Origin of the sequence: Aquimarina sp. MMG016, assembly GCF_018100805.1 — a bacterium.
In the GTDB taxonomy this organism is placed as follows: Bacteria; Bacteroidota; Bacteroidia; order Flavobacteriales; family Flavobacteriaceae; genus Aquimarina.
In genome coordinates this window covers 72,330-93,484 of sequence record NZ_JAGJEA010000003.1, presented here as the reverse complement: position 1 = coordinate 93,484, position 21,155 = coordinate 72,330, and the positions used below count along the sequence as shown (strand labels likewise).

The following is a 21,155-nucleotide window of genomic DNA, read 5'->3' as shown; positions in this document are numbered from 1 at the left end:
GCAAACCTTCCTTGATTCATTAGCTTTGCAGTGGCTAATAATGCAAGAGATGCTACTATTAAAATAGTTATCCAATTGGTTGTTATTATATCTCGGGTAATAAATTCCATATTTGATAAAGTTCGTAAAATTAAACTATAACTGTCTGTTTATAAAATAAAGTATATGAAATCTAAAATTACTTGTACTTTAATAGATGGACTTTACTGTAAAAACTAAAAAATAGCTACTGATTATTTAGTTATATTTGCCTGAAAACAGCCTAAATGGTGGACGCTTTAGTAATTATACCTACCTATAATGAAATTGAAAACATAGAACGTATTATCAGAAATGTGTTCTCTTTGCAGCGTGATTTTAATATTCTTATAGTAGATGATAATTCTCCTGATGGGACTTCTGATAAGGTAAAAGAATTACTATCTGAATATAAGGACAGTCTTTTTTTATTGGAAAGAAAAGGGAAATTAGGATTAGGTACAGCATATATTGCGGGGTTTAAATGGGCGTTGGAGCATTCTTATGAATATATTTTCGAAATGGATGCGGATTTCTCTCATAACCCTAATGATCTTATTAGATTGTATAATACCTGTTCAAAAGGAAATGCTGATGTAGCTATAGGTTCCAGATATGTTACCGGAGTGAATGTGGTGAATTGGCCAATGACTAGAGTATTACTGTCTTGGTTGGCTTCTAAATATGTTCGTTTTATTACAGGAATGAATATTCATGACACAACGGCTGGATTTATCTGTTATAAAAGAGAGGTTTTAGAGAAAATAAATCTGGATAAGATAAAATTTGTAGGATATGCTTTTCAAATAGAAATGAAATTCAAAGCATATCTTTTGAAATTTAATATAAAAGAGGTTCCGGTTGTCTTTACAGATCGAACCAGAGGGACTTCAAAAATGAGTAAAGGAATTATTTCTGAAGCCGTTTTTGGAGTGCTTACAATGAAAATAAAAAGTTTGTTTAATAGTTACGAAATATGATTATGGAGAGTGTGCTTATTAAAAATGCTAATATCGTCAATGAAGGAGAGATCTTTAATGGTGATGTTTATATAGAAAATGGTTTTTTTAAAGAGATTGCTCCGCAGATCAGTGCAAAATCTCCTGATGTACAAATTTTTGATGCTGAAGGTAAATATTTATTACCTGGAGTAATTGATGACCAGGTACATTTTAGAGAACCGGGTTTAACTCATAAGGCAAATATCGAAACAGAATCTAGAGCAGCTATCGCTGGAGGTATTACTTCTTTTATTGAAATGCCGAATACAGTTCCTCAGACCACAACGATAGAAAAACTAGAAGAGAAATTTGCCATTGCTGCAAAGACCAGTTCTGCCAATTATTCTTTTATGTTTGGTGGAACAAATGATAATTTAGAAGAAATCTTAAAAGTAGATTCTAAAAATGTGGCAGGACTTAAGCTGTTTTTAGGTTCTTCTACAGGAAATATGTTGGTTGATGATCCTGAAGTATTAGAAAAGATATTTTCGTCTACAGATCTTTTAATATCTGTACATTGCGAAGATGAACAAACAATTAGAAATAACACCGAAACGTATAAGAAACAATATGGAGATGATATTCCACTGAAGTATCATCCTATTATCAGGAGTGAAGAAGCTTGTTATTTATCCTCTTCAAGAGCTGTCGAATTGGCTAAGAAAACTGGTGCCAGACTACATGTTTTTCATCTGTCTACAGCAAAGGAGTTAGAATTGTTTACCAATAAAATTCCTTTGAAAGAAAAGAAAATTACGGCCGAGGTGTGTATACATCATCTTTGGTTTTCTGATAAGGATTATGATACCAAAGGAACCCATATTAAATGGAATCCGGCTGTGAAAACTGCAAATGATCGAGAAGCTTTGTTTCAGGGGCTTTTGGATGATAAATTGGACGTAATTGCCACAGATCATGCTCCACATACAGCCGAAGAAAAAGATAACGTATACACCAAAGCTCCTTCAGGAGGGCCATTGGTGCAGCATGCACTTCCTGCAATGTTAGAGTTTTATCATCAAGGTAAAATTTCAATAGAAAAAATCGTGGAGAAAATGTCCCATAACCCTGCGATTTTATTTCAGGTAGAAAAAAGAGGATATATTAAAGAAGGGTATTGTGCAGATGCCGTTTTGGTCGATTTAAATGCTCCCTGGACTGTTAATAAAGACAATATTGCCTATAAATGTGGTTGGTCTCCATTTGAAGGTACTACTTTTAAATCCAGAATTACGCACACTTTTGTAAATGGAGCGTTAGTATATAAAAACTTTAAGTTCTATGATGTAAAGAATGCGCAACGATTAACTTTCGATAGATGATTAAAAAGATAATATTTTTCTTTACCATTATAGTCTTTCTTTCTTGTCAGAGTGTTGATAAGGTTTCAAAACCTGATAATTTGATAAGTGAAGATAAAATGGTAGAAATGCTTACTGAAATAGCTTTTATTAAAGCATCTAAAAGTGCTTATCGAAAAGTTTTGGAACAGAAAAAAATCAACCCAGAAGCTTATATTCTTAAAAAACATGGGGTTGATAGTTTAGTTTTTGCAAATAGTAATGCTTGGTATACAAGTCAATTAAAAGATTATCAGCAGATTTTTGCTAGAGTAAAAAATAACCTTGAAAAAGAAAAGCTGAAATATGAGAAGCAGAGCAAGAAAGAGGATTCTATCAAAAAAATTGCAGATTCTATTAAAGGAGCAAAAGGAATAGAATTGGATGAAGATGAAATTAGTCTTGAAGATTTAAGTCATGAGGAATTAATGGAGTCTGAAATCATAGAAGCTAAGAAAAAAAGATTTAAATCTGCTTTAAAAAAGCAGTAGCTGTCTCCTGAATTGCTTTTTTTACAGGTGTAAAACTATAAGTTAACTCCTTTTTTATTTTATCATTTTTATACATTGTTGTCGAAAATGCACTTTTAATGGAAGACTTAAATATAGTACGTTTTGTTCTAAAGAAAGTTTTACTAAATAATTGTAAGTAAAATGCAATTTTCATCAAGAATGGTGAGGCTTTCTTTTTTGGAACAGGTTTGTTAAGTGCTTCTGCCATCATAGAAAAAGCAGTTTTAAAACTTAAGTTTTCTCCTACCAGAATATATCTTTCTTTATTATAATGACCCTCCATCAACTGATTCATGACATTGACTACATCGTTGATAGCTACATATCCGGTAGTTCCTGTTGTGTAATATTTCATTCCGGTATATATTTTTTTAAAAAGATATCCGCTACCAGTATTAAAAAAACCTGGTCCAATGATAACTCCCGGATTTACAATGACTGCATTAAGGCCTTCCTGGGTTCCTCTCCATACCTCCATTTCTGCCCCGTATTTGGTTATAGCATAGACAGAATTAGGAATCTCAGGGTTCCACTCAGCTTTTTCGTCCAAAGAAGATTTAGAAGGGTCATCTCCTAGAGCCGCAATAGAACTTACGTGACAAAGCTTTTCTACATCGTGTATTAAACAAAGATTGACAATATTAGCTGTCCCTTCAATATTGATCTTTCGCAATTTTTTATAATGAGAAGGATTAAAGGTTATCCGGGCGGCACAATGATATACGTGAGTAATGTTTTTAAAAGCTTCCGAAAGTAAAGGGACATCATTAATAGATGCCTTAAACCATTCGATAGAATCAAATAACGCAGCACCATCTTCAGAAAAATTAGAAGAGAAGACTTTTTTAGCTTGCTCTTTTTTCTTTTCCGTTCTGTATAAAGCTCTGACTTTTTTCTTTTCTTGTATTAGCTTCACTAATAGGTGTGTGCCCACTAAACCTGTTGCTCCTGTGACTAGTATCATGGTAAATTTTCTTCATGACTAAAGTAAACAATTAACTCGTATTAGTTTTTTGTTTTCTGTTTATACCAAAATAAACTTAGTAATATAATTCCTAGTCCTACTAACCCAAAAATTATATATGAAAAATTATTATCACTAAAATCAATAGCATTTGAGTTGCCTAATAAGTAAAACCCTCCCCAGTAAAAAGGATTTGTGCGATTCACCGCAGCATTATTTAGATATTGTAATTTTGCTTGTTGTAAGGCTTTTGATTTGTTCATCCCTTTCTTTAGGTTTGAGTAGAAATATTTCATAAGTTCAGGTGTAGTTTGATCAGAAACCGCCCAGCTTGTTAACAATAAGCTCTTTGTTCCAGCATATTGAAAAGCATTTCCTAGACTCATAATACCTTCTCCTTTAGCAATTTTACCTGTCCCTGTATTGCAGGCGCTAAGAACAGTTAATTCTGCTGGTATATCTATGGCAAATAATTCATGACTATATAAAAGATTATCTTCTAAAGTATCCTTGCTTTTAGTGAAAAAGAGTTTAGATTTCTCTGGGTGTTCATTATCAACTTCGCCATGAAGTGCAAGATGAAGGATATTGTATTTGCCAACGTTTTTCTTAAAATTTGCTTCGATGGCTTCTGACCCATAATAATATTGTCCCTTAACTATATTAGAGATAGCTTTAATTTCTTTTCGTGTCCCTGGCAGATCATCTACAGAACCTCTAAGTGTAGCCAAACTTATTGCTTTAGAATTTACAATATTGGAGCTATCAGTAAAGGAAAATGCTAGGCATTCTTCCTTTTTCTCGGATTTTTGGTCACTTTTAAAAGAATTGAATAGTAGGTTTGCTGAGTTTGCATAATTTATCGCATAGTCATTCAAAAAATATGATAGTTGTTTTGGATTATTAGAATCAACATTTTCAGTAAGTAGCAGATCAAAATTTAGATGCCAAAGTGGTCCATCAGGAACAATAATTAGGTTGTCTCCAATAATTTGATCTTTGATAGGAGTAATTAGTTCTTTGTACAATGCTGAAGCAAATTTCTTATAGTTAGCAGTATTTTTGTTTGTAATAGATTGTCTGAGTAGTTGAATGTTTTTATCTAATTTAGGTGTAACAAGCTTTTTTGCCGAAACATTTCTTTTAGAAATTATGACTACATAGGTGTTGACGTCAGCAGTAAAAAACTCTAATAGAGTTGACTCATTGTCAAGTTTTTTTTGGATTTCAGAGAGCGACATCAATTCATTTTTATGTTTTAACTGATAATATTGTGGATATTCAGTTTTTAATTTTTTTATCAAAGAATCTTGTTTAGTGTCAATAGCAAATAATTGATTTTCATATTCTTTGATCTTTAAACTATCAATTGAAGTCTTTGAATTATTATTTATGATTTGCGAAGTGTAGAAAGCTCGATTTGTTTTTAATTTTTTTTCTAGTACTAATAGTTCTTTTGGTATCCCTGAAAAGTTTTTAGAGAAATTATCATCTAATAACTCCTTAAGGATATTACTTTTACTTCTTTCAATATAGTAAAATACTTTTTCTAAGGATTCTTGCTTTTGCGTTTCTTGATGTTTTAACAGATGTGTTTTTATAGCATTGTAGTAGGTTTCTTTAGTCTGTTTGGCAAAACTTAATTTATCCTTATGATTTTTGTAGGATTGTCTTATATTATTGATAAGAATATCTGCTTCTTTAAATAAAGAAGCACTTCTTTCTAGTTCTTTTAGGATGTTGTTTTCTAGAAACTTTAGTTGGAATGTTTTGGCTTTTCCCTGCACTGTTTCTAATAACAATGAAGGATTGTAATTTTCACTAACATTAAAAGTGTTATCAAAATTTTTAATGTTCTGGTTCTTGTTATTTGTGGTCAGCGCCTTGTCAAAATATGCTATAGCATTTTCATACTTTTCTAGTTGATTATAAACTTTTGCAATTTTTATATAGTATGAGGTGGTAAGAAGGTGTTTTTTTCCGTATCTATTTTGCACCATATTCAACCCTTTTTTAAAATATAATAGTGCATTTTCGGGTTGTCCCATTTTAGCATAAAGATCAGCAATGTTATTATTATAGAATGCTATTTGTGGATGGTCCTGATTGACAAAGTTTTTAAGTATCCTTATAGCTTCTTCATAATAATTTAATGCTGTGTCATATTTTTTTTCACGAGCATATAAAATGCCTAAATTATTATAGGTTGTTGCAATGCTTTTATGGTTTTCTCCAAAAACGGTTTTATAAATTTTTAATGCTTTATCATAATATTTAAGAGCTTCTTTATTTTCTTCTTTAAAAGAATAAGAATTGCCAATATTATTATATGCTTTTCCAACATTAGGATGAGTTTCTCCATAAACCTCTAAACCAATAGCCAAGCCTTTTTTATGGTATATTATTGATTTGTCATATTCTCCATTCTCCTGATAAAGATTTCCCAGGTTGGTGTATAGATTGCTTATGCCTGTAGTATATTTATTTTCAATAAAGATGGATAATGCCTTTTTATAGAAATACTCTGAATTACTAAATTGATTAATTGTATTGTATGTTGCCCCCAGGTTGGTATATACAATCCCCATGTTGAAATGATTTTCACCAAAGTTTTTTGCTATTATTTCTGAATATTTTTTGAAATACTCTATAGATTTATCGAATTTTCCAAGACCATAAAAACAGTTTCCCATATTGCTGTAAATCCCACCTGTTTTTAAATGATCTTGTCCTAATGTTTCTAAAGTGATAACTAATGCCCTTTCAAAATTCTGTAAAGCTTCATAGTATTTGCTGGTTGTGAGATTGATAATTCCTAAATTGCTATAAGAGATTGCGAGGTCAGGATGATTTTTACTAAATAATTTTTGTCTTATCGTTAAAGCCTTTTTATAGTAAGACAAGGCGTCATCATAACGTGAGGAGTTTTCGTAATATATGCCAATATTGTCGTAAGCAAATGCTTCTTCCTGATTATCTTTTTTAAGATAAGCATTGCTTATATCTAAGGCCTTTTTCGCATTTTGCAAAGAATTTTTTGCATTGTTGTTACGCCAGTGATTCTCTGAAATTTTGTTATAACAACTAGCTACTCTATTCCATTTCTTTTCCTTTTCATAAAGTGCTAAAGCATTGTTGAAAGCTTTTATTGACTCAGGAAAATTTCGGTTTTTCATCAAAGAATCTGCCTTTTTATAAAATTGAGTGGCAAGGATAGTATCTTTTACAGATTGAGAATAGATATGGTTTTGAAATACAAAAAGAATAATGAAAAGGAGAATGCTTTTATAGGGAAGTTTAGAAACTATCATCAAGCTATACGATTACAAGGATTAAAATGAATAGTTGTTTATAATTAATAACAAAGAAACTAAAAATGTTACTTTAAGGTGAGATATTTATATTATTAATTAGGATTTCAAAAGTATTCATAGCGCTATATTGTTCATATTTTTATCTTTGTCGCTCTTAATAGAATACTGATAAAATGGCTAAAAACTTTATAGAAGAGCTACGTTGGAGAGGGATGTTACATGATGCAATGCCCGGAACAGAAGAATACCTGATGGAAGAGATGCGATCTGCTTATGTAGGCTTTGACCCTACTGCAGATTCATTACATATAGGTAACCTTGTTCCAATAATGTTATTAGCACATTATCAGAGGGCTGGGCATAAGCCTTTTGCTCTGGTAGGCGGGGCTACAGGTATGATTGGAGATCCATCAGGAAAATCAGCAGAGCGTAACCTTCTGGATGAAAAAACACTTCGTCATAACCAAGATGCCATAAAAGCTCAACTGTCCAGGTTTTTGGATTTTGAAAGTGATGTCGATAATGCTGCAGTTTTGGTCAATAATTATGATTGGATGAAAGATTTTTCATTCCTTGATTTTATTAGAGATGTAGGTAAGCATATCACTGTAAATTATATGATGGCCAAAGATTCTGTTAAGAATCGAATCTCTTCTGAATCTTCAGAGGGGATGTCATTTACAGAATTCACTTACCAATTAGTACAAGGTTATGATTTCTTACATCTATATAAAGAACATGATTGTACATTGCAGATGGGAGGTAGCGATCAGTGGGGTAATATCACTACTGGAACTGAGTTGATTAGACGTATTGGAGGCGGAAAAGGATATGCGCTAACCTGTCCGTTGATTACTAAATCAGATGGGTCTAAATTTGGAAAATCAGAAGGAGGTAATGTTTGGTTAGATGCTAAAAGAACTTCACCATATAAATTCTATCAATATTGGTTAAATACTAGCGATGAGGATGCAGAAAAATACATTAAGATTTTTACTTTTTTAACTAAAGAAGAAATAGAAGTTTTAATTACCGAACATAGAGAAGCTCCGCATCAAAGAGCCTTACAAAAGAAATTAGCTGAAACGGTAACCGTTATTGTGCATTCTCAAGAAGATTTGGATAATGCAATCAAAGCGTCTAATATCCTTTTCGGAAAATCTACATCAGAAGATTTAAAAGGACTGGATGAAGCTACGTTTCTAGATGTGTTTGAAGGTGTGCCACAGGCCGAGGTTTCAAAAGATTTAATAACTGATGGGTTAGATATTATTGGTGCACTAGCAGAGAAAACTGGTTTTCTAAAATCTAATGGAGAAGCTAGGAGAGCTCTTAAAGAAAACTCAATCGCAGTAAATAAGGAAAAGGTAAAAGACAGCTATTCTATATCAGATAGTGACCTGATCAATGATCAGTTTGTTTTGCTTCAACGAGGTAAGAAAAATTACTTTGTGATTAGAGTAGTGTAGATAGTTTGTTTGTTATTCCAGGATAGATCGGATCTTATTTTCAATAAAATACTTATTCAAGACTTTATGGTATCTAGCTTTGTAACGGGATTAGTGCTACTAGTTATTTGGAACATGATATACAGCTTTTTAAAATAATCTTACTAAAAAAACAAAGCCTACTGAGAAGTAATTCTAGTAGGCTTTGTCAACTAACCAATCAATTATTGAAAAAAACTTAGCATTATGTACTGCTAATCTGTATATACTATTTATTTCTTAGTCTTTATTTTTTGCCAATTTACATCTGCTTTGGCTTTTAATTGTTCAGCACCTTCTTCGTTCCATTTTTTCAAAGTATTTATTCCCCAAGAATTGTAAAATAAGTACAATTTACCATCCCTTATCTCAAATGTTTCCGGGTCAATACTTACTTTATCTGCATTAGCTCCAATGGCATAAGCGCAATATCCACCATATTGAGGAACATACTTTTCAGGATTACTCTTAAATTTATTTAGATTTTCCTGACTAGCAAATTTATATTTCACATTATCCTGTGTAGTAACAAATTTGCTATTTCCTTTTACAGTTTTATTATTAAAATACTCCGTTACATCATATCCTTCGGCTATAAAACCTTTCTTAGTATTATAATCTATCTCCTGAGCACTTAATCCAATTGTAAGGATTAAAAACAATACACTAAAGAACTTATTCATTATACTATTTATCTATTGTTATATATATTAGGTCGAAAGAATTCCTATTCCTTACAATTTTAACAATTCTTTAAATTTTAGTTGTTATAAAAGGAAATTTCCAGTTTCCGGATATGGAACCAAAGCACTAATCAACAAGCTAATACTATCTTTTGCGATTAGAGTAATGGACAGTAATGTAGATGTGACTATTATTGCTGTAGCTATATTGTTTTGTTGAATGTCTTTAAACTCATTAATTCCTTTGGTTAAAGCCGAAAAAAGAACAAAAACCGATAGATTAATAATTATTGCGAATACAAAACCAATAAAAAGGTATAATCCAGAATATTGAATAATTTCAGACAAAGTAATTTGATTTCCTTCTGACATTGATAGTCTAACCATATTGGTGATTGATGGAATGATTTCGCTAAGTATTATTCCTATAGAGAGGATAATTCCGGCTGTAAAGATTGAAAAGGCTAGATTATCTTCCCGAAGGGAAATATCTTTAAAGAATACTTTCTGAAGGATTTTAAAAGAAATAAATAATATCAAAACCGAAACCAGAATAGCAAGTGCTATTTCTACAAAAGCCAGAGTTAATAATTTAGTTTGCATAATTTTTAATTGTTAGTAAGTACAATATCCCAATAATTCATATTGTTGAAATTCTTTGGTAATGTACCGATGGTAAAATATTTGTTAGTGGTTTCCCAGATATAATATCGTTTCCCTCTATGAATCTTATAATTTCCTTTTGCCGGAATATGAAGTCCAAGAATTGAATGTCTGTAATATTCGCTATTAAGAATGGCGACATCGTATCCAAAATAATCCAAAATAGCATATATAATGACAGTTCTGGTATCACAATCCCCTTTAAGATCTCCCATAAAAGCGACAGGATTTTGTATCCCATAGGGAATATTGCCAATACAACAACTTGGACATTCTTCTAATACTTCTCTAATAGATGATTCTTCATATTTATCTGCAGAACCGCATGGAGCTCTAAAAACTAAAGCGTATGGAATGTCTTGAATAAAAGTCACAACCATCTCTGCAAACTCAAACTGATTTAATTGTTGAGAGGTTTTTATTTCCAATAGTTTATCAAGAATTAAATCTAGACGAGTTGCATCAGTAGTTGACAGGTATTGGTATAAACGGCCCCAATTTTGGAATCTATTCCTTTTGGTATAGTTAATGTACTCATTTTTAGAGGTAATATAATCCTCTTCTCTTACAGAGAAATTGGCTTTATATGGATTTCCATAGTTATCTTTCCAGCTTCTGTTTTGACTTAATAAAACAATAGAATCTCCTTTTTCAAATAGTTTTTCGCGATAAATCTCTTCAGGGATATCTGCGGTTTTTGGTTTTGGATCGGGTAATTCAACAGACAAAAGAAATCTAAACCCTATAATAACTCCTAAAAACACTAAACTATATACAAAATATCGATGAGGGAACTTTTTATGCTCTGTTTTTTGAATTTTCCCTAACCCCCATGAGAGAATGAGTAATAATAATGCAAAAGCATAAAATGAAGAAATAGGCAGAAAGGCTTGTACAACACCACTACCAACAATTGAAATAAAGACAATTGCCGGAAAAGTAAAACAACCGAAGCTTTTTTTTGAAGCCATATATGTTATAATGCCATTAAATTACACCCTCTAATATCACTGTGATCAAATCTACCCAAAATTTCAAAACTTCCATCCTCATATACTTTACCTAAATCCTGTGTGGCTATGAATGCACAAGAATTTATATTCGCCAAATCTATAATATTAATTCCGCCTGTCTTTTGTATACTTAAGCTAGATAAAGGATCTTCAGTGTCACGAACAGAAACTTTCATCCAGGGAGGACAATAAAATATACCATTACCTTTAGAATATGCTTGCGATAGTAATTCTGTCATACCATATTCACTGTGTATCTGCGAAACATCAAAGCCAGATTTAAGTATTTGATGTAATTCCTCTCGAATCATTTCTTTTCGTCTACCCTTCATTCCACCGGTTTCCATAACAATGGTATTATCGTTTAACTTCAGATCGTTTTGTTCTATTAAGTCTAATAAAGCAAATGAAACTCCAATGAGAAGGGTTTTTTTACCCAGCTTTGTTAGTTCTTGAAGCATATCGATTAGTTTTTCGACTTCATTGAGATAAAAACCACTATCCGGAGATTCGCTGTCTTTTATTAACCTGTCAACCATATATACCAAAGAAGAACCTTCTCTCTCCAGATAAGAAGGTAAAAGAGCTAATACCGTATATTGGGTTATATCTCCGTAAAAATGATAAAACCCTTTTTTAAAGCTTTCCTCATAAACAGTAAGATCTGTGACATAATGTTTACTAGTTGTAATTCCTGTTGTTCCACTACTGGTAAATATTTGTTTCACTAAGGAATTAGAGCTTAGGATTTTTTCTTGTTTAAAAAATTCAATAGGTAGATAAGGGATATCCCTACTTCTTTTTACCGAGGATTTAGTAACGCCAAGCAGATTACAAAACCGCTGATAAATAATATTGTGAATATATTGATGATTAAAAACCCGCAATGCTAAACGTTCAAAATCTGCATCATTTTGAATTGAAAAAATAGAATCCGATAGCATATATAGTACTCAGTGATTTGTGAAACAAAGGTATAAAAAAACACTCCGTTTACTGGAGTGTTTATATTGTATTGTTGGTGATATTTTTGATTAAGGTTACAGCTACTAACTCCTGACGACGAGTTTTAATGTGCTTTGGAAATCTCTCTGCTTCACCTTCATGATATATACTCCTGCTTTTAAAGAGGAAATATTAAGTTCTTTTCCTATAAGTACTTTATAAAGCACTTTTTCACCGAGCGCATTATAGATCGTGACAATCATAGAATGACCGGACTCGGTCGTAACGTACAGTTTATCTCCATTTGTAGGGTTAGGATATACTTGTAAGTTTTCTATATTAGATATAACTTTTCTAGCGTTTCTTTTAGGTGTATCAGATTGTGCTTGGACTCCTGAAGAAAAGGAGAAGCAAACAATGCCAATAAATATGAGGGTTAGGTAGATTTTCTTCATATACTTGATTATTTTGGGACGATAAATATACCTTAAAATTATAAACTATTATAAGAAAAGCACAATTTTTTCTGTTAAAGTACGTTCCCGATACTTTTTTATATTAAAAACTACTTGTGATATCTTATAGTTTTGTTATCTATTTTGAATTCTGAAAATAATACTGCATATTTGTCTCATTATGAAGTTATAAAAGAATTATGTACATCATTGTGCAAATAGTCACCCCCTCGATTTAGAAGCTAAAGATCCCTTTTTAGTCCTTCTACAATTTGTTTTTTTCTAATTCATAATTCTTTTCATATCATGGCTCAAAATAGACTCACTCTTAATCGTTTATTCTCTTATTTTAAAATTGCAGTTACAGGCAAGGAACAAGAATTTACTTCAGGTAGTATTCGCAGGGCAATTTTTATGCTCTCAGTTCCTATGGTACTGGAAATGATGATGGAATCTGTTTTCTTTCTGGTAGATGCTTATTTTGTTTCTAGTCTTGGAGCAAATGCAATTGCAACGGTAGGTTTAACAGAATCTGTATTGACTTTGGTATATGCTATAGCAATCGGACTCAGTATGGGGGTTACGGCTATTGTAGCTCGTAGAGTAGGAGAAAAAGATATTGATGGCGCTTCTAAAGCTGCCGTGCAATCTATCCTTTTAGGAGCAGCCGTAGCTGCAATAATTAGTGTAATTGGCATCCTTTTTCCTAAGGAAATACTTAGTCTAATGGGTGCAGAATCTGATCTTATTGAGGAAGGATATGGTTTTACTCAAGTTCTACTTGGTGGAAACGTAACTATTATGCTTTTGTTCTTGATCAACGCCGTTTTTAGAGGAGCAGGAGATGCTTCTGTGGCGATGAGAGTATTAATATTTTCTAATCTGCTTAATATTGTTTTAGACCCTATTTTTATTTTTGGTTTTGGTCCCGTTCCTGCATTCGGAGTGCAAGGAGCTGCAATAGCTACAACAATTGGCCGAGGTAGTGCGGTGATTTTTCAATTGCTAATTCTTTTCTATGGTTGGAGTAAAATCAAGGTAACTCTAAAAGATATTGTTTTTAGAGCAGAAATTATGTGGAATCTGATCAAAGTATCTCTTGGTGGAATTGGGCAGTTTATTATAGGTACTTCTAGCTGGGTATTTCTAATGCGTATTATGGCGGAGTTTGGAAGTGAAGTGCTTGCTGGGTATACCATTGCAATTAGAGTATTGATGTTTACATTGATGCCGTCTTGGGGGATGAGTAATGCCGCAGCAACTCTAGTTGGTCAAAACCTTGGAGCTTCGCAACCGGATCGAGCGGAGCAATCTGTTTGGAAAACCGGAAAGTATAATGCATATTTTATGTTGGCAGTATCCGTGTTTTATTTATTATTTGCAGAAGTTATCATCAAGATTTTTAGCAATGAAGCTCAAGTGATAGAATACGGAGCATTAAGTTTGCGGGTTATCGCTGCAGGTTATGTTTTCTATGCTTACGGGATGGTTGTGATACAGTCTTTTAACGGAGCCGGCGATACCAAAACACCAACAATCATCAATTTCTTTTGTTTCTGGGTGTTTCAATTACCATTTGCATATCTGGCGGCAATAGTTTTTGATTGGGGAGCTATGGGAGTATTTCTTGCCATAACTTTTGCAGAAATACTAATTGCAGTAGTTGGAATTATCTGGTTTAGAAAAGGAAGATGGAAAGAAGTTAAGGTTTAGGCTTTCTATAATGGATAACAATCTTAGTTTGTTGATCAGAGTCTTTCGAAGATTACTAAAATTTTCAATATAATATTCAGAAAGGTGTATTTAATATGAAAAGAAAAATTCTTGCGTTCTATATAGGTTTTACAACAATTAGTTTACCGCTAAGAAAAACTTAAAAATGTTATTTTTGAGTAAAAATGTATGAATATTTAACTTTTTAGGGTAACAAAAGATAGTTTTATTGCATTAAGATATGAATGACATTGAAGACCAACGTGTCTTAGAAGGTATAAGGACAGGTAACAGAGCTGTCATTAAAGAGTTTTACAAGGAAAATTTTAAATATATACGAAAGTATATTATTCAAAATTCGGGTAATCAGGAAGATGTAGAAGATGTTTTTCAGGATGCAATGATGATACTTTATGAAAAAATAGAATTTGAGCCTCTAGAATTAAAGGCTTCTTTACGTACTTATTTCTTTGGGATTTGTAAAAATCTTTGGAAAAAGAGATTGAGAAGAATGAAAAAAATCATTATTTCAGACGAGGTTTTTACTTCTGAGGAAATACAGGAAGATATCACTACTATACTGGATACTAATGATAGAGAATACTTGTATAGAAAATATTTTATTCAATTATCAGACACATGCCAGCAATTGTTGTCTTTGGTATTTAAAAATAAAACTACGCTAGAAATAGCATCATCTATGGGATATTCTGAGGGGTATACTCGAAAGAAAAAATTCGAATGCAAAAAAAACCTTATAGAACGTGTTGAAAAAGATCCAATGTATGATGAATTAAAAATTGATCATTCGAAAGAATAAAGTAGTATGAAAAGATCACAACAAATATTTGATACGATTGAGCAATATCTAGCCAATGCCTTATCAGAGGAAGATAAGAAAACCTTTGAAAATCAATTGTCTCAGGATGCTGAATTGCAATTAGAAGTAAAAAAACATCAAGAATTACAAAACGTTTTAAGCGATTCAAAACGCTTGGATTTTAAGAAAGAACTACGAAGTATTCAGGAAGAAATATATGAGGAAGAAAGAATCAAGCGTCGACATAGATTTAGTTATATGAAGATTGCTGCTACAATTTTGATACTTATAGGAATAGGTAGTATTTGGTTTGTAAATAATAAAACTAAAAATGAGTTTGTAGCATTATATGCTTCATATTATTCACCATATCCTGCAAGTAGCGAATATAGATCAGATACTTCAGTAGATCAAAAAGGTCTTATAAGGAAATATGCCTCTGGTGAGTATGCATCTGTGATTACTGATTTTGAGGCGTTAGATACTGCTTTAGTCACGGATGAGCTGAGGTTATATATAGGCAATAGCTATTTGCAAAATGATCAGGAAGAAAAGGCAATTGAGATTTTCAGGACAATAAATGAAGAAAGCAGTGTATATGAGGATTCCTTATGGTATACGGCACTTTCACATCTAAAAAAAGAAAATACAAATCATACAATTGTTTTTTTGGATAAAGTGATTGAATATAATGGTCGCTATAAACCCAAAGCCGTTGAGCTTAAAAATGAACTACTGGATCAATAAAAACTTTCTCCTTTTGTACAAGATAATTATTTGAGTGTACTGACTTGAATAAATGCCAGAAAAAGCCACAATACTGTATATTGTTGTTCCTGTATTGAATTGTAGTTAGGATTTGTGATGATCACCATTGCCTAAATGTAAGTTGCTACAAAGATATTGCCTCCTTCATTATGAGTTGTTTATATGGCTTTATACACACTACACCTTTGGTTATCCTATTTTAGAAGTTAGCGACACTATGTTTTGCCCTTGGGTAAACTGGGTTTTAACCTCGGTAGCGCTGAGGTTAAAGATAGGATGTATATACCCTTTTACCCTTAATCAATTTACCTTATGGGGTAAATTAATTAACCCCTAAGGGTAAATAGACCCTAGCTCTTAGGTACCCCCTATTTACCTCTATGGGTTAATTGGATTTGATTCTAGACTTGTATTTTTCCTATAATTACTGTAGTATCCAAATGGTAGATGATATAAAAAAGCCTTCTCAAATTGTTGCTTTGAGAAGACTTTTTATGTATAGATTGCTTCTTTTTGTTACTGATTGACTGCCTTATATGTTTCTATGATATACATATATCTTATAGACGAGTCCAACCAGATGTCCAAGTGTCACTCTCTTGTAATGCCCCAACATAGTTTGCAGCGTCAAAGAAAGATCCTAATATAGAAGGATCAAAGTTGTCTACTCCATCAATTGCCGCTGTATATTCATAAGTTCCTCTAAAACCATTGATTTGGAATCCACTCGGAATTGCAGTTCCTATATTGTTAAAAGGATTTCCCGAACCATCTAAAGTAAAGTTGTTGTATATAGCAAAGTCAGCTAAATCTACAGTTGCCACACCTCCGTGATCCAAGTCAAAAGAATTTGTGTTATCTATGATAGAGTTTCTAACAATTACTTCATTATTATTTAGGTTCACCAATGTTTGATCATCATCAATTTCGATTCCTCTTCCAGGAAATGCTTTAATAATTGTATTATACAGAGATACTTTAGTACCTGCTCTAAACTCGATTCCTTTATTTTCACCATCACCATCTTCTGCACCGATTAATGTGATATTAGATAAAGTTGGGTTAGAGAAAGGAGTAGCGCCAGGATTATCAGAAAAGTTATCAGCTTCAATACCTTTATCACCAGCTGCAGAAGTTTGTTGCGCGATCCAGAACTGACCATTTCCAACCCATCCGTCAGTCCAGTCAAAAGAATCGTCACCCGCACCAGTTACAACAGCGTATTTTAGATTTACGGTTCCACCAAAAAACTCAATACCATCATCATTACCGTTAAAAGCCTGTATGTACTCTATAGTAGTTCCGCTACCAACTCCGTATAAAGATAACCCATTGTATTCTGCATTATCATTGATTTTTCCACCGGTATATTCTAAACGCACATAACGTAATATTCCTGAGTTGTCTGCAGCGTCAGTTCCCCCATAAGTAAGATTCGCAACTTCTGTAGTTGCCGTAGTTCCCCTATTGATTGGAGCATTTCCTGCTATTAATAAACCACCCCAATCTCCAGCGTTAGGAGTAGACTTATTGGATGTAAAAACAATTGGTTGATTGGCAGTTCCTTCTGCCATAATCGTAGCTCCTTGCTCAATAGCTAAGTAAGAAAATACACCACCTACATCACCAGCAATAATTCTTGTTCCGGCTTCTATAGTTAAAGTTACTCCCGCAATAACAGATACACCACCTCTTAGTTCGTATACTTCATCAGAAGTTAAGGTAATGTCTTCTGTTATTTGTCCTTCAAGTATAACGCTCCCGGTATTATTTCCATTACCACCTTGGTTGATGATTACATCACCAATATTATCTTCTTGTATAGTACAGGCAGAAAATAATACTGCCATACCAAACACTATTCCCGTAAATAAATTTTTAGTTTTCATTTGTTGTATTATTTGTGTTCGTATTTTTTTAAAGTTTAAATGTTACCCCAAGACTAAAATTGATACCAACATTAAAGTCATAAGTGGTAAATTCCTGGTTTAAATTCTCCTGATCCTGATATCTTGTTATCGAAGGATTCAGTAAGTTTTTAGCTTTAAAGCTGATCTCCACATTTTCTCCTATTTCATCTTTGAAATTGAAGTTTAACGTTCCATATCCTTTTTCGAAAATATCTCCTCTTCCATTACTTCCTGCTGCATAAATTCGATCTCCAAAAATGTTGAAATCTATAGCAGAAGTAATTTTATGATTTTTCACTTCTTTAGTATATGCTACATCTGCGTTTATTAGATATGGAGAGGCTCCTTGTAACTGCCTTTCGTTATTAGTAGGAGCAATGTTCACTCCATTAATCTGAAGGTCTTCATCTATTTCCACTTTGGAATACATAAGGGTAGTATTCACTCCAAAATTAAGATCGTTCCAAACAGTTTCTTCTAGTTTAAAAAGATTACCTAGATTCTTTCTGTATTCTAATTCTAATCCGAATACAGTAGCATTAGATGTGTTACCAAAAGATATAAAGTTGGATGCAGATGCTAATCCAATTTTTTCAATGGGTTTATCTATATACTTACCAAATACTGTTGCACTTACTAATTCTCCAGATTGTTCTGGAAAATATTCCCATTTAATATCTACATTATAGTTGTCAGAGTTTTCAAGCTCGGGATTACCCACAGTTGCTTCGGTTACATCTTCATCTAAGAAAGGAGCAACCTCGGTAAACTTAGGTAAAGTAACCGTTTTACTTGCTGCAAATCTTAAGTTTGATTGTTCGTTTACTGCATATTTCAAACTAAGGCTTGGTAAAATGAATGTCTTTTCAAGAACACTATTTCTAAATGGGCTCGTTTCTAAATCTTGCTGAAGCCTAAAGAATATATTTTGCTCAAATATTTCAGTTCTTACTCCTCCGTTAACAATCAGTTTTTCACCTAAGGCATATTGTAAATTTGCATACCCTCCTAAGTTGGTAAAATCAGCTTCGTAGATACGGGTAGAATTCAAGTTTTCTAATACCACATACTCTCCCGCAAGAAAATTCTCTTCGTTTAATAACGCATCAGGATTATTGAAATCTACATTTAGGTTATTAAGGTTGTTTAGGTTGTAGTTTAGCTGGTTTGCTTCAAACTCTCTATCTTTTGTTCTAAAGAAAGTACCTAAAGTAACCTTGTTTTTGAAATTGTCATCCTCATCTTTTCCAAAATTGATATCAAAATCAATTTTTCCAGAATAATCGTTTTCATTTAATTCTTGATAAAAACGTTGATTATTAGCAAAATCAGGGCTGGTTGCATCACCAAGAATTAGATTTCCATTAGAAACTTCAGTAAAAATTAATTGACGTCTGTCCGGAATTAAACCTTGTGCTTTGTTATAAGCCAGACCCCAACCTATAGCATATTTGTTTTCATTAAACTTATGGTCTCCTGTTAATTGTTGAGTAAACAGATTGTTCTGTTCATAAGTACCTCTTCTTATTCTTATAAATACATCTGTATCTTCACTACTAAGGCCTCTTAGCTCTCTTAACTCATCTTGTGTGTCATTTACGTATAATGTAGTAGAAAGAACTTTGTTATTACTATTCCATCTGTATCCTAAACTATTTAATATAGTGGTGTTAGTTTTATATCTGTAACGATCTACATCTTCAAAGAAACCAATACCTACTATAGATTCACCTTGCGAGTTATAGGCTGCTTCTATACCATCCAAAGCAGTTTCGTGACCTTGGCTAAAAGATCCTGTAAAAAGGAAATCTAATTTATGAGGGCTTTCTTCTCCAAATGTAAACGTTTTTCCACCTGTAATACTAACTCCTCCATCTGGAGCATTAAATCTTTTCTTTGGGTTAAAAGAAGTATCAAAAGGATAATAGTCAATTTCCGTACTATTGTAATTATAGTTAGGGATATCTAAAAATATAGGCACTCTTCGAGAACCATCATCCAATCCCCATTTGTCATACTTACCTCCATTTAGTAAGAAGAAATCATTACTTACTGCATTGGTATTTACTCCAGATTTAAAGTCAACTTCTAAAAACCCTTTGCCAGGACGGTCCTTAGTGTCAATATTTACACTTGCTCCGGCAAAATCTCCATAGATGTTAGGAGAATATGTCTTGTAAATCCCTAAGTTCTCTACGATATCTGTTGGGAATATTCCTAAATCGATAAGTTTTAACTTAGGATTTAAAGAAGGTATAGGTAATCCATTTAAATATGCATTGTTATAACGATCCCCTAAACCACGCACATACAGTTTGTCGCTTTGTTTAGAGATTCCGGTAGCTTTGGTTAAACCCGTAGCAACATCACCAACTCCTTTTTTAGAAAGCTCCTGTGCGCCAATTTTTTGTTGAATCGTTACGGCATTCTTTTGTTCTAATAAAATAGCAGCTTCAGATTCTTTCTTGGTAGTGGTTTTGATAATTACCTCGTCTAATGCGGCAGCACTGGCTCCAATGGATGCATTAACTGTAATTGTTTCACCAGATTTGATAATAACCTCTTTGTCTAAGGTTTCGTACCCTACGAAACTAAATTCTAAGGTATATGTTCCTGGTTCTAGGTTGTTAATGGTGTATAATCCATCAAAATCAGTTGTTGTTCCTTTGGTAGTTCCTTTAACTAAGACATTAGCAAAAGGTAAAGGTTGATCCCCTGCTTCTTTATCAAGCAATGTTCCGGTTACTGATCCGGTTTCTTGTCCATATCCAATCCCCATAAAGAATATGGCAAGTAGCATTACAATTTTTCTCATTACATGTTTTAAAATTCAGGGCAAAGAACAAGAGTAAGTGTTAAATGTGTGTTATTCAAAAATTAAATAAGAATCATTTTAAGGTTAGAAAATTGTTATCAGAATTGAACAACAACAAGCTTCTTAAGTTGAAAATATAAAACGAATAAGAAGGGTAAGTAATTGAAATTGAGTAAATAAAATGGTTTTTACTGTGTTTATTTCTATGTTAAGAAAATGTTTTCACTCATTTTTATATAAAATAAATGTTATAGAATAAATAGATTTAGATCTCGAATTACACGTATGTTGAGATATTTTTCAAACAAAAAACGCTTCGAATTCTCGAAGCGTTTTTGACAGAATATTATTTGGTGAGTTTAATTTTTGTAATTTAAAACCACGTTATCTTTATTAGACCAGGTAGTAACAGAAGCAATTGCATTGTCTGCATAATTAACTTCTGATAATTTGTCGGCATTCCAGAAAAACCATTTCCCGGTTTTAACTCCGTTTGCATATTGTCCCATAGCGATCTTTTTACCATCTACATCATAGGACTTCCACACACCGTGCAATTTTCCTTCTTTATTATAGAAACCTTCCTGACGAATGTCTCCATTATCATAAAAGAAAGTTCCTTTTATTAAGTTTCCTTGTTTTTCAAAAGTAGGCTTTACATCCTGCGCCATCATAGTTGCAGAAAATACAATGGCTATGGTTAATAGTATCTTTTTCATGTTCTTTAAATATTT

At 32.6% G+C, this 21,155-nt stretch carries 17 protein-coding genes; 7 read left to right on the top strand and 10 right to left on the bottom strand.

The genetic code is table 11. The features are described 5' to 3' along the window. Positions 1–266: 266 nt before the first annotated feature. From J8M14_RS06670 to J8M14_RS06660, 3 genes are read left to right on the top strand one after another with little or no spacing between them, the layout of a single operon-like run. A complete protein-coding gene (locus J8M14_RS06670; RefSeq protein WP_211073822.1) occupies positions 267–998 on the top strand; it encodes a polyprenol monophosphomannose synthase in 732 nt (243 codons plus the stop codon). 2 nt (positions 999–1,000) lie between these two features. Beyond that, positions 1,001–2,341 carry a dihydroorotase gene (locus J8M14_RS06665; RefSeq protein ID WP_211073821.1) on the top strand — a complete coding sequence of 447 codons (1,341 nt, stop codon included), beginning with the start codon at positions 1,001–1,003 and terminating at the stop codon, positions 2,339–2,341. Continuing rightward, positions 2,338–2,850, top strand: a complete 513-nt coding sequence (locus J8M14_RS06660; protein WP_211073820.1) for a DUF4296 domain-containing protein — start codon at positions 2,338–2,340, stop codon at positions 2,848–2,850. The genes J8M14_RS06665 and J8M14_RS06660 overlap by 4 nt, the downstream gene beginning before the upstream one ends. Here J8M14_RS06660 and J8M14_RS06655 read toward each other — a convergent pair. Both J8M14_RS06655 and J8M14_RS06650 read right to left on the bottom strand, forming a co-directional pair. Next, positions 2,825–3,835, bottom strand: a complete 1,011-nt coding sequence (locus tag J8M14_RS06655; protein WP_211073819.1) for an NAD-dependent epimerase/dehydratase family protein — start codon at positions 3,833–3,835, stop codon at positions 2,825–2,827. The genes J8M14_RS06660 and J8M14_RS06655 overlap by 26 nt on opposite strands. Before the next feature lie 41 nt (positions 3,836–3,876). After that, positions 3,877–7,011, bottom strand: coding sequence for a tetratricopeptide repeat protein (locus tag J8M14_RS06650; RefSeq protein WP_211073818.1), 3,135 nt, complete (start codon positions 7,009–7,011; stop codon positions 3,877–3,879). A gap of 311 nt (positions 7,012–7,322) precedes the next feature. On the opposite strand from J8M14_RS06650, the gene tyrS reads away from it, so the two are divergent. Continuing rightward, a complete protein-coding gene (gene tyrS / locus J8M14_RS06645; protein WP_211073817.1) occupies positions 7,323–8,618 on the top strand; it encodes a tyrosine--tRNA ligase in 1,296 nt (431 codons plus the stop codon). A gap of 251 nt (positions 8,619–8,869) precedes the next feature. On the opposite strand, the gene J8M14_RS06640 is transcribed toward tyrS, so the two are convergent. The 5 genes from J8M14_RS06640 to J8M14_RS06620 all read right to left on the bottom strand — a co-directional run bounded on the left by J8M14_RS06640 (position 8,870) and on the right by J8M14_RS06620 (position 12,395). Continuing rightward, entirely contained in the window at positions 8,870–9,319 is a 450-nt protein-coding gene (locus J8M14_RS06640; RefSeq protein WP_211073816.1) for a YHS domain-containing (seleno)protein, read from the bottom strand. Positions 9,320–9,403: 84 nt separating this feature from the next. Next, positions 9,404–9,922, bottom strand: coding sequence for a DUF350 domain-containing protein (locus J8M14_RS06635; protein ID WP_211073815.1), 519 nt, complete (start codon positions 9,920–9,922; stop codon positions 9,404–9,406). A gap of 5 nt (positions 9,923–9,927) precedes the next feature. After that, positions 9,928–10,953, bottom strand: a complete 1,026-nt coding sequence (locus J8M14_RS06630; protein WP_211073814.1) for a hypothetical protein — start codon at positions 10,951–10,953, stop codon at positions 9,928–9,930. A gap of 5 nt (positions 10,954–10,958) precedes the next feature. After that, positions 10,959–11,939 (bottom strand): acyl transferase, encoded by a 981-nt coding sequence (locus J8M14_RS06625; RefSeq protein ID WP_211073813.1) that lies wholly within the window; start codon positions 11,937–11,939, stop codon positions 10,959–10,961. 105 nt (positions 11,940–12,044) lie between these two features. Continuing rightward, positions 12,045–12,395: a T9SS type A sorting domain-containing protein gene (locus J8M14_RS06620; protein WP_211073812.1), complete on the bottom strand. Its 351-nt coding sequence runs from the start codon at positions 12,393–12,395 to the stop codon at positions 12,045–12,047. 306 nt (positions 12,396–12,701) lie between these two features. On the opposite strand from J8M14_RS06620, the gene J8M14_RS06615 reads away from it, so the two are divergent. The 3 genes from J8M14_RS06615 (at position 12,702) to J8M14_RS06605 (ending at position 15,675) form a co-directional block, all read left to right on the top strand. Continuing rightward, complete coding sequence (locus tag J8M14_RS06615; RefSeq protein WP_211073811.1) at positions 12,702–14,108, top strand: MATE family efflux transporter; 1,407 nt, start codon at positions 12,702–12,704, stop codon at positions 14,106–14,108. Between the two features lie 241 nt (positions 14,109–14,349). Beyond that, complete coding sequence (locus tag J8M14_RS06610; RefSeq protein ID WP_211073810.1) at positions 14,350–14,928, top strand: sigma-70 family RNA polymerase sigma factor; 579 nt, start codon at positions 14,350–14,352, stop codon at positions 14,926–14,928. Between the two features lie 6 nt (positions 14,929–14,934). Next, positions 14,935–15,675, top strand: a complete 741-nt coding sequence (locus J8M14_RS06605; RefSeq protein ID WP_211073809.1) for a hypothetical protein — start codon at positions 14,935–14,937, stop codon at positions 15,673–15,675. Positions 15,676–16,256: 581 nt separating this feature from the next. On the opposite strand, the gene J8M14_RS06600 is transcribed toward J8M14_RS06605, so the two are convergent. The 3 genes from J8M14_RS06600 to J8M14_RS06590 form a co-directional block, all read right to left on the bottom strand. Next, on the bottom strand, positions 16,257–17,585 hold the full coding sequence (locus J8M14_RS06600) for a multidrug transporter (protein ID WP_211073808.1): 1,329 nt from the start codon (positions 17,583–17,585) through the stop codon (positions 16,257–16,259). A 28-nt stretch (positions 17,586–17,613) separates the two neighbouring features. Further along, positions 17,614–20,421: a TonB-dependent receptor gene (locus tag J8M14_RS06595; RefSeq protein ID WP_211073807.1), complete on the bottom strand. Its 2,808-nt coding sequence runs from the start codon at positions 20,419–20,421 to the stop codon at positions 17,614–17,616. Positions 20,422–20,780: 359 nt separating this feature from the next. After that, positions 20,781–21,140 (bottom strand): nicotinic acid mononucleotide adenyltransferase, encoded by a 360-nt coding sequence (locus J8M14_RS06590; RefSeq protein ID WP_211073806.1) that lies wholly within the window; start codon positions 21,138–21,140, stop codon positions 20,781–20,783. Positions 21,141–21,155 lie beyond the last annotated feature (15 nt).